Origin of the sequence: Micromonospora sp. NPDC051296, assembly GCF_040682255.1 — a bacterium.
GTDB classification, from domain to species: domain Bacteria; phylum Actinomycetota; class Actinomycetes; order Mycobacteriales; family Micromonosporaceae; genus Micromonospora; species Micromonospora craterilacus.
In genome coordinates this window covers 1-9,403 of sequence record NZ_JBFBAO010000280.1, presented here as the reverse complement: position 1 = coordinate 9,403, position 9,403 = coordinate 1, and the positions used below count along the sequence as shown (strand labels likewise).

General features: G+C 69.8%; 6 protein-coding genes. 3 read left to right on the top strand and 3 right to left on the bottom strand.

What is annotated here, in order from left to right:
* Nucleotides 1–125: 125 nt before the first annotated feature.
* The 3 genes from AB0M52_RS24780 to AB0M52_RS24770 form a co-directional block, all read right to left on the bottom strand.
* The gene (locus AB0M52_RS24780; protein WP_363958088.1) at nt 126–605 is read right to left on the bottom strand and encodes a methylated-DNA--[protein]-cysteine S-methyltransferase; all 480 of its coding nucleotides are present in this window, start codon (nt 603–605) and stop codon (nt 126–128) included.
* 125 nt (nt 606–730) lie between these two features.
* On the bottom strand, nt 731–3,034 hold the full coding sequence (locus AB0M52_RS24775; RefSeq protein ID WP_363958085.1) for a S8 family serine peptidase: 2,304 nt from the start codon (nt 3,032–3,034) through the stop codon (nt 731–733).
* A gap of 250 nt (nt 3,035–3,284) precedes the next feature.
* Nucleotides 3,285–4,745 carry a CCA tRNA nucleotidyltransferase gene (locus tag AB0M52_RS24770; protein ID WP_363958081.1) on the bottom strand — a complete coding sequence of 487 codons (1,461 nt, stop codon included), beginning with the start codon at nt 4,743–4,745 and terminating at the stop codon, nt 3,285–3,287.
* 126 nt (nt 4,746–4,871) lie between these two features.
* Between AB0M52_RS24770 and murJ the strand changes: the two genes are divergently transcribed.
* The 3 genes from murJ to sigM all read left to right on the top strand — a co-directional run.
* Nucleotides 4,872–6,617 carry a murein biosynthesis integral membrane protein MurJ gene (gene murJ / locus AB0M52_RS24765; protein WP_363958078.1) on the top strand — a complete coding sequence of 582 codons (1,746 nt, stop codon included), beginning with the start codon at nt 4,872–4,874 and terminating at the stop codon, nt 6,615–6,617.
* Between the two features lie 441 nt (nt 6,618–7,058).
* A complete protein-coding gene (locus AB0M52_RS24760; RefSeq protein ID WP_363958075.1) occupies nt 7,059–8,660 on the top strand; it encodes a protein kinase family protein in 1,602 nt (533 codons plus the stop codon).
* Nucleotides 8,661–8,682: 22 nt separating this feature from the next.
* Nucleotides 8,683–9,403: RNA polymerase sigma factor SigM (sigM, locus tag AB0M52_RS24755; protein ID WP_363958073.1), on the top strand; the 721-nt coding region annotated here is incomplete at its 3' end.

Below are 9,403 nucleotides of genomic sequence, written 5' to 3'. Positions count from 1 at the left end.
GGGCCGCCCTCGACGCCGTCCGGAGCCGGACGGGTCGGCGATGGGTCGACCGGCGGCACGGTCTCCGGCACGCCCCCGCGACGCGTCCACGGCCCACGGCCGCCGTAGGGGCACCGCCAAGGCGGTCAGGACCAGGCGCGTTGCAGGGCGACGCGAGCCTCCAGCTCCAGCAGCTTGATCTTGCGGTCCAGGCCGCCACCGAAACCGACCAGTTTCCCACCGGCCCCGATGATGCGATGGCACGGCACGATCACCGGGATCGGATTACGGTTGCAGGCCACCCCCACCGCGCGGGCCGCACCCGGGTCGCCCACCCGCCGGGCCACCTCGCCGTAGGTCAGCGTCTCGCCGTACGGGATGCGGGTCATCTCCCGCCACACCGCCCGCTCGAACTCCGAGCCGCGCAGCACCGTCACGGGCACACCGAACTCGCTCAGCTCCCCGGCGAAGTACGCCCGCAGTTCCGCCAGGGCCTGCCGGGACACCCCGTCGACCGGCTCGGTCACGGCGTGCTCGACCGGCCCGAAGTGTGTCCCGCACACGCTGTCACCGTTGGTGGCCACGGAGAACTCCCCGATCGGCGAGTCGAGCATCGTCCAACGCATGCCGCCATTCTCCACCGGCACCGACACGGCTATCGCGTTGCCCGGTGCCGAGAAACGGCGGCGCCCGCCGGAGCAGTCCCGGGTTCGGGAGCGCTCCGGCGGGCGCCGGATGTGCGTTGCTGGACTCAGGCAGCGGAGACGGTGAACTTCTCGCCCTTGCCGAGCCCCAGTTCAAAAGCGGTCCACCTGATGGTCTTGTTCGAAATCAGCTGGCTGGTGCCGGACGCGCCGGCGGAGACCGCCTTGTTGTTGCGGGCCCCAAGGAAGACCGTGCCGTCGCCGTTGTAGTCGAGGAAGTCGAAGATCTCCCAGTAGTTGAGCGACTTGCTCGAGGCGATCAGCGCCTTCTTGCCGCTGCTCGGCGCGGTCACGTACTTGCCGTTGGCCAGGGCCTTCAGGCCGAAGTAACCGTTACCGTAGTTGACGACCTGGAACTTTGCCGCCTTGGTAACCGTCTTGCTGCTGGCGACCAGCGGCTTGCTTCCGGCCACCACGTACTTGCCGCTCGCCTTCGACCTGATGCTGATCACCGGGGCCGGTGCGTCGATGGTGAATTTCTCGTTGGTGCCGACGCTGGTCCTGCTCGCCTTCAGCGACGAGGTGCCCGACTTCGGTGCCGTGACGTACTTGCCATTGATCTTGGCCTTGAGGCTGACCGTACCGTCGGTGTGGTTCACGATCGTGAACTTGGCCGAGGTGACGATCGTCTTGTGGCTGGCGATCAGCGGCTTGGTGCCCTTGCTCGGCGCGACCACGTACCTGCCGTTGGTCTTCGAACGCAGCGCGACCAGGCCACTACCGGCGTTGACGATGTCGTACCGCTGCGCGGTGCCAAGGCTCTTGCCGTTGTTGACCAGCGGCTTGGTGCTGCTGGCGGCAGTGACGAACTTGCCGTTGGAAAGGGCCTTGAAGCCGTACGAGCTGCGCGCCGGAGTGACCGAGCCGACGGTCAGCAGCCGATCCATCGAGCTCTTCGTGTCGTAGACGGCGCCGGCGATGCCGGTGGTGACGATCCGGTCGCGAACCTGCTTCGGCTTCCAGGTCGGGTTGGTGTGCAACAGCAGGGCCGCGGCGCCCGCCACATGCGGGGCGGCCATCGAGGTACCGCTGAACCCCACGCTGCCGGTGTTGTTGTTGTGCCGGGCCGAGACGATGCTCACCCCGGGGGCAAACACGTCGATGCACTTGCCGTAGTTGGAGAACCAGGCCCGCATGTCGATCCGGTCGGTGGCACCCACGGTAATCGCGTCCGGCACCCGCCCCGGCGACGCCTTGCAGGCGTCCATCGCGTCGTTGCCAGCGGCGATCGCGTAGGTGATGCCGGAGTCGATGGATCGCTTCACCGCGGCGTCGAGCGAGGGGATGGCCTTGATGTCGCCCAGGCTCATGTTGGCCACGGCCGGCTTCTTGGCGTTCTTGGTCACCCAGTCGACGCCGGCGATGACCTGCTCGGTGGTGCCGGTGCCGTTACAGGCGAGCACCCGCACGCCGACGAGCTTGACTCCCTTGGCCACACCGTACTTCGCGCCGCCGACCGTGCCGGCCACGTGCGTACCGTGGCCGTTGCAGTCCCCGGCCACGGCGTTGGTCTGGATGGTGCCAGGGTCGGTGGGCTCAGTGGGGTCCACGGTGGGATCCGGGTCCACGGTCGGATCGACCGTGGGGTCCACCGTGGGGTCCGGGGTCGGGTCGACCGTGGGGTCCACGGTGGGATCGACCGTGGGCGACGCGGTAGGCGTCGGTGACGCCGTGGGTGTGGGCGACGCCGTGGGTGTGGGCGACGCGGTGGGCGTGGGCGACGCGGTGGGCGTGGGCGACGCGGTGGGCGTGGGCTTGGGGGTAGGCGTGGGGTTGGGCGCCGGGTTGATGGCGTCGTAACCCATGCTGGCCCGGCCACCGAAGTCCTGGTGGGCAGTGTTGATGCCGGTGTCCAGGATGTACGCGGTGACCTTGCTGCCGGTGTTCGGGTACTTGTAGCTACCGTTCAGCTTCGCCGAAGCCTGGTCGATCCGGTCGAGACCCCAGGACGGCGGGCTGCTCTGGGTGCCGCTGGCCGAAACGCGCCGGACCTGCTCGACGTAGGCCACGGCGGGGTTGGTCGCCAACTTCTCGGCCTGACGCTGATTCATGGTGACCGAGTAGCCGTTGAGCGCGTTGCCGTACACCTGCCGGACAGTGCCGCCGTTCACTCTGGCGAGCGCCGCGGCGGTGGCCCGGATCGTGCTGGCACCGGCTCCCTGGTCCTTGAGGACGACGATGTAGCGGTCCGGCACGACGCCGAGGGCCTCGGTGCTGTGCACCTTGGGCCGCGGCTGGTCGGACGGGCCGGCCGTCGCGGCACCACCGGAGGCGACGGTGAGGATGGACGAGGCGGTGGCGAGGGCGATCCCCGCCGCCGCCGAACGGCGCAGTGCGCCTCGGCGTTTCACTAGGTGGTCTCCCCGTTGGTCGTCGACCGGGCCCGGTGGCCGGTCGTCGGCACGATGATGGGTCGTCCCGCTCCTCAAGAGGACGGTGAGCGAGCGGACGTTCCAACATCATGTACGACGGGCGCAACGACTCGCGTCAACCTTTCGGTCGAAACGCCGGCGTTTCGTCGTAGCGACCGTGGAGACCGGACGAGCCACGGCGAACACCGGTCCGGAGCGGACCACCTGACACCCGCCGACCGCCGCCCGGTCAGTCGCGCAGGCCCTCGTCGCGGGCCCAGCGCAGCAGTTCGGCCTCGGCGATGTCGCGGTCCAACGGCCCGCGCTCCAGCCGCAGGTCCTTCAGGTACTTCCAGGCCCGTCCCACGATCGGCCCCGGTGGCACGCCGAGCAACTCCATGATCGCGTTTCCGTCGAGGTCGGGCCGGACCCGGGCCAGATCCTCCTCAGCGGCGATCCGGGCGATCCGCTCCTCCAGGGCGTCGTAGTCGGCCGCCAGCTGGGCCGCCTTGCGCCGGTTGCGGGTGGTGCAGTCCGACCGGGTCAGCTTGTGCAGCCGGGACAGCAGATCACCGGCGTCCGTCACGTACCGGCGCACCGCCGAGTCGGTCCACTCGCCCCGGCCGTACCCGTAGAAACGCAGGTGCAGTGCGACCAACGCGGTGACCTTGCCGGTCACGTCCTTCGGATAGCGCAGCGCCTTCATCCGCGTCTTGGTCAACCGGGCGCCGACCACCTCGTGGTGGTGGAAGCTGACCCGCCCGTCCGGGCCGACCGACTTGGTGGCCGGCTTACCGATGTCGTGCATCAGGGCGGCCATCCGCAGGATGAAGTCCGGCCCGTCCTGCTCGTACGACATCGCGTTGCGCACCACCGTCATGGTGTGCTCGTAGACGTCCTTGTGCTGGGCGTGCTCGTCGATCTCCAGCTTCAGCCCGGTCAGCTCCGGCATGAAGCGCTCGGCCAGACCGGTGTCGACCAGCAGCCGCAGACCGGTGATCGGGTCGGCGCCGGTGAGCAGCTTGGTGAACTCGTCCCGGATCCGTTCGGCGGTGATCCGGTCCAGGTCGGCCGCCATCCGGTTCATCGCCGCATGCACGTCCGGGTGCACCGCGAAGCGCAGCTGCGCGGCGAAGCGGGCGGCCCGCAGCATCCGCAGTGGGTCGTCACCGAACGACTCCGCCGGCGTGCCCGGGGTACGCACCACCTTCGCGGCCAGGTCGGCCAGGCCGCCGTACGGGTCGGTGAACCGGTGCTCCGGCAGGCTCACCGCCATCGCGTTGATGGTGAAGTCCCGCCGCCGCAGGTCCTCGGTCAGGCTGGTGCCGTACTCGACCACCGGGTTGCGGCTGACCTGGTCGTACGACTCCGCGCGGAAGGTGGTGATCTCCAGCCGCAGCCCGTCGCGCTGGCAGCCGATGGTGCCGAACTCGCGACCGGTCTCCCAGATCGCCTCGGCCCAGCCGCGCACGATGCCCAGCGTCTGGTCGGGGTGCGCGTCGGTGCAGAAGTCGAGGTCCTCGCCGAGCCGGCCGAGCAGGGCGTCGCGTACCGAACCGCCCACGAGGTGCAGTTCGTGACCGGCGGCGGCGAACCGGCGACCCAACTCGTCGGCGACCGGGGAAACCCGGAGCAGTTCGGCGACGGCATTGCGTTGCGCGGCGGTGAGTTCGCGGCGGTCGGTTATGTGGGATGCGGCGGCTTCGGACATGGGATCAGCAGCCTATCGGTCCTGACCGGCATCTCCTCCGCCGGGCGCGGGTATCGGGCCGAGGTTGACTAAGGTCTGTGGCGTGCGGGCCGGTGCCGGCTCCGGCGTACCCTCTTGGAGGCACAGATGAGCGGCGGGCTCTACCGCAGCGCGAACGCCGCGCAGGGCGGCGCGCCCGGCGGCCGGCCGGACGACGGCGCCACGTTCATCTCCGCCGAACCGCTGAACCAGCCCGCGGCCGAGTCGGTCGCGCCGCCTCAGGAACAGGTTGCCGAATCCAGCGCCGCGGCCAACAGCGCGGTGATGGCGGTCGGCAGTCTGATCAGCCGGGGAACCGGTTTCATCCGAAATCTCATGATCGGTGCGGCCCTCGGCAACCTGATCGGCAACGCGTTCACGACCGCCATGTTCCTGCCGCAGCAGGTGTACGAGTTCCTTCTCGGCGGCGTCTTGACGAGCGTGCTGATCCCGGTGCTGGTGCGACGACGCAAGCTCGATCAGGACCAGGGGCAGGCGTACGCACAGCGGCTGTTGACCCTGGCGGTGGTCGCGCTCGCTGCGGCCGCGCTGATCGCGGTGATCTCGGCACCGGTGCTCACCAGCATCTACGCCAGCGGCAAGGATGGCCACTACACAGGACTGGTCACCAAGCTCTCGTACCTGATGCTGCCGATGCTGTTCTTCACCGGCATCAGTGCGCTGATCGCGGCCGTACTGAACACGCGGGGCCACTTCGCGGCGCCGATGTGGGCGCCGATCCTGAACAACCTGGTGGCCATCGCCACGTTCGGCCTCTACATCCTCTTCTTCGGTGCCCAGGCCCGGCAGCCCGTCGACGTCGGGCTGGACCAGATTCTCCTGATCGGCGGGGGGACGCTGCTCGGCGTTGCGGTGCAAGCCGCCGGCCTGCTTCCGGCGTTGCGCAAGGTCGGCTTCCGCTGGAAGCTGCGGTTCGACTTCCGGGCACTGGGGCTGCGCGAGTTGGGCCGGCTCGGCGGCTGGATGTTCTGCTACGTGGCGGTCAACCAGCTCGGTCTCTTCGTGGTGGTCAACCTGCTCACCCGGGCGGCGGGCGAGGACAATGCCGGTCTGCTGATCTACAACAACGTGTTCCTGCTGCTGATGATGGCGCACGGCATCATCGCCGTCTCGATCATCACGGCCCTGATGCCGCGGATGAGCGCCGCCGCGGCCGACGGCCGATTCCACGACTTCACCGGCGACCTGAGCCGGGGTACCCGCACGGTCAGCGCAGTTCTCGCACCGATCGCGGTCTGCTACGCCGTGCTGGCCGCACCGATCTCGGTGGTGGTCTTCCGTTACGGAGCCTTCACCGCGGACAACGCGATAGCCACGTCGACCGTGCTGCTGGTCGCCGCGATCGGACTGGTCCCGTTCGCGATCAGCCAGCTGTTCACCTTCGCCTTCTACGCGCTGCCCGACACCCGCACCCCAGCACTGATCAACATCCCGGTGGTGGCGCTTCGCGTCGCAGTGCAAGTCGTCCTCTTCCTCGCCTTCTCGGCAAGCTTCGCGGGTGCCGGAATGATGATCGGCAACACCGTCTCCTACCTGGCCGCCGCCATCGCTTCGGCATGGCTGCTGCGTCCCCGGGTAGGTCGCATCGGGCTGGGCGCGATCATGCGTACGCTCGGCCGGGTGGTGGTCGCCGCGCTCGGTGCCGCCCTGGCCGGCCTGCTGGTGGTCGCCCTGCTTCCCGGTGGAGACACGCCGACGTGGGCCGAGGCGATCGTGCAGCTGCTGGTGGGCGGCGCGGTGATCGGTAGCACGTACCTCGGCCTGGCCACCGTGCTGCGGATCTCCGAGATCACCGAGGTGGTCGGGATGGTTCGCCGCCGGCTCGGCCGCTGATCATCGATAATCGCGGGGATGCACCCAGAGTGACTGCCGATCACCAGGCTGGGGATTCGCCTGTGGATAACTCCGCGCGTCGCCGCTCACCTGCCGGGTTGGCCTGTGGATAACCAACCGGAAGGCCGAGTATGGTCGGCCGATCGACGGGAACCCCGCAGTCGCCCGACCCCGCCGCCGCATCCTGCTCCGCCCCAGCGGACGCCGGTTGTGGGCAGCCTCTAGATTGGCTAGTACATGTGCCAGCAACGTGGCCGACAACGGTCGTAACCGGACGAGTCCGCCCGACTGCGAACTCCTCCGCCGGTCACGGCGGGAAGATGACATGTCGGGGAGACGGCCAACCCAGGTAAGGTCGCACTCGACGGGTACGGCAGTAACCGGCGCGCCACGTTGGGGGCCGGTTGGCCGATGCCATACGAAGGCGGAGCGGGAAGTCACATGCCCAGCAGCGCGGGTCCATCGATCGACACGATCACCGAGGGAGGACGGGTGACCCAGGTCGGCGAGGGTCAGGACGCGGACGAGACCACTCCGCCGGTCATGACCTTCGGTGCTCCCACGGCCGGTGAGATCCTCGCCGAGCGTTACGAACTGGTCGAGCACATCAACAACGACAGCGCGGGCCGGCTGGTCTGGCGTGGGGTCGATGTCGTGCTGCGCCGGCCCGTCGCGGTCGTGCTTCGCTACCCGGGCGGCGAGTCCGCCACCGAGATGCTCCAGGCCGCCGTCGCGGCCAGCCGGGTCATCCACCCCAACCTGGTCGGCGTCTACGACGCGATCGACGAGGCCGACCGAGCCTACGTGGTGCGGGAGTGGGTCGACGGGCGGTCGCTGCGGGAACTGGTCGCGGACGGGTCGATGGACGGTGGCCGAGCCACCGCCGTCGGCAACGCGGTCGCCAGCGCGCTGGCCGCCGTGCACGCCACCGGCATGGTGCACGGCAACGTGCATCCGGGCACCGTGATGATCAGTGACGACGGCCGGGTGGTGCTGGCGGACGCCCGTACCGACGGTGCCGACACCAAGGAGAGTGACGTCCGGGCGGTCGGCGGGATTCTCTACTTCGCCCTGACCGGCTACTGGCCGCACGCCGAGGCACCGCTTCGCGGTGCCACCGCTGGGCACGGCCGGGCGGCCATCCCCGACGCGGTGCGGGATGCCGGTGGCGCGGCGGCGGCTCCCCGTCAGGTCCGGGCCGGTGTGCCGGCCTACCTCGACGATCTCACGATGGACCTACTCGACACCGAGATCGCCCCGCCGTCGTCGGACGTCCTGTCCGCAGAGCTGGCCCGGCTCGACGTGCCCGCCGACGACGACTACCTCGACAACAGTGGTCCGTTGCGTTTCGCCGCCGAGTCCGGCGACGAGCCGTCTCCGCTCGCCGCCGCGGGTGGGCGCAAGGTCGCGCTGGGCATCGCCGGCCTGCTGGCAGTAGCCCTGGTCGGCCTGCTCATCGGCATCTACACACTGGGCGGCGACGACGAGGACCCAGAGACCAGCCCGGTCGCCGCCCCCACTTCCGCCGCCCCCGTGAGCGAGGAGCCACCGGCGCCGGTCACCCGGAACCTGAAGATCAGCGATGCCAGGATCATCGATCCCGACAGCCGTAACCGAAGCGAGGTCCGCGACGCCGAGAAGGTCTTCGACGGTGACGGGGACGAGGGCTGGTCGACGGAGACCTACCCGCGTAGCAACTTCGGCGGCCTCAAGCGGGGCATGGGCGTCTGGATCGACCTCGGCGCTGAGCGCACCGTCAAGTCGGTGCAGGTCAACCTCTCCGTCACCGGCGCCTCGGCGGAGCTGCTCACCGGCACCGTCAACGCGCCGTCGAACTCCGCCGGTGACGGCCAGATCCTCACCGCGTACCTGAAGAACCGGATCGGGCAGCCCTTCGAGGCGCACGACGGCACCACGATGGCCTTCAACGGCTTCGACGCCGACAAGAAGTACCGGTACCTGCTGTTCTGGATCACCGACCTGCCCCAGAGCGGGAACGGCTTCAAGCTCGGCGTTCAGGAGATCACGGTCCAGGGCTCATGAGGCACATCCACCGGACCTGGTGATGGAAGTACGCGACGGACGCCCTGCCGGCCGGGATCGGACGGCCGGAGCACCCGGTGACGACCGGGTCAGCGACCTCGACCTGCTGCGCGCTCATGTCGCCGGTGACCGGGACGCGTTCGCCGAGCTGTTCCACCGGCACCGGGACCGGCTGTGGGCGGTGGCCCTGCGTACGCTCGGCGACCGTGAGGAGGCCGCCGACGCGCTCCAGGACGCGCTGCTCTCCGCCCACCGTGCCGCGGGCCGGTTCCGGGGCGACTCGGCCGTCACCACCTGGCTGCATCGGATCGTGGTGAACGCCTGCCTCGACCGGATCCGCCGCCGGCAGGCCCATCCCACGGTGCCGCTGCCCGACGGGACCCACGACCCGGGCGACGGTTCCGGCACCGGCGGTGTCGAGCCGGCCGCACCGGTACGCGACCACGACACCGCGATGGTCGTTCGCGACGCCCTGGCCGCGCTCCCGGTCGAGCAGCGGGCCGCCCTCGTCCTGGTGGACGTGCAGGGGTACCCGGTCGCGGAGGTCGCCCGGATCCTCGGCGTGGCCGAGGGGACGGTCAAGAGCCGGTGCGCACGGGGCCGGGCCCGGCTGGCTGTCCTGCTCGGCCACCTGCGTTCCGGTGGAGAGCCGCCGCCCCCCGACGCTCCGGACGTGCCGGGGGTCACCCGCGGGAACCCGAGAGCGCCGCAAAGCGTCCGATCGGGGTCGGGACGGTCCCGAC

What these genes read in the sequence shown, in the direction of transcription:
- murJ (WP_363958078.1), top strand. Translation starts at nt 4,872, where the DNA reads ATGAGCGGCGGGCTCTACCGCAGCGCGAACGCCGCGCAGGGCGGCGCG.
- AB0M52_RS24770 (WP_363958081.1), bottom strand. Translation starts at nt 4,745, where the DNA reads ATGTCCGAAGCCGCCGCATCCCACATAACCGACCGCCGCGAACTCACC.
- AB0M52_RS24780 (WP_363958088.1), bottom strand. Translation starts at nt 605, where the DNA reads ATGCGTTGGACGATGCTCGACTCGCCGATCGGGGAGTTCTCCGTGGCC.
- AB0M52_RS24760 (WP_363958075.1), top strand. Translation starts at nt 7,059, where the DNA reads ATGCCCAGCAGCGCGGGTCCATCGATCGACACGATCACCGAGGGAGGA.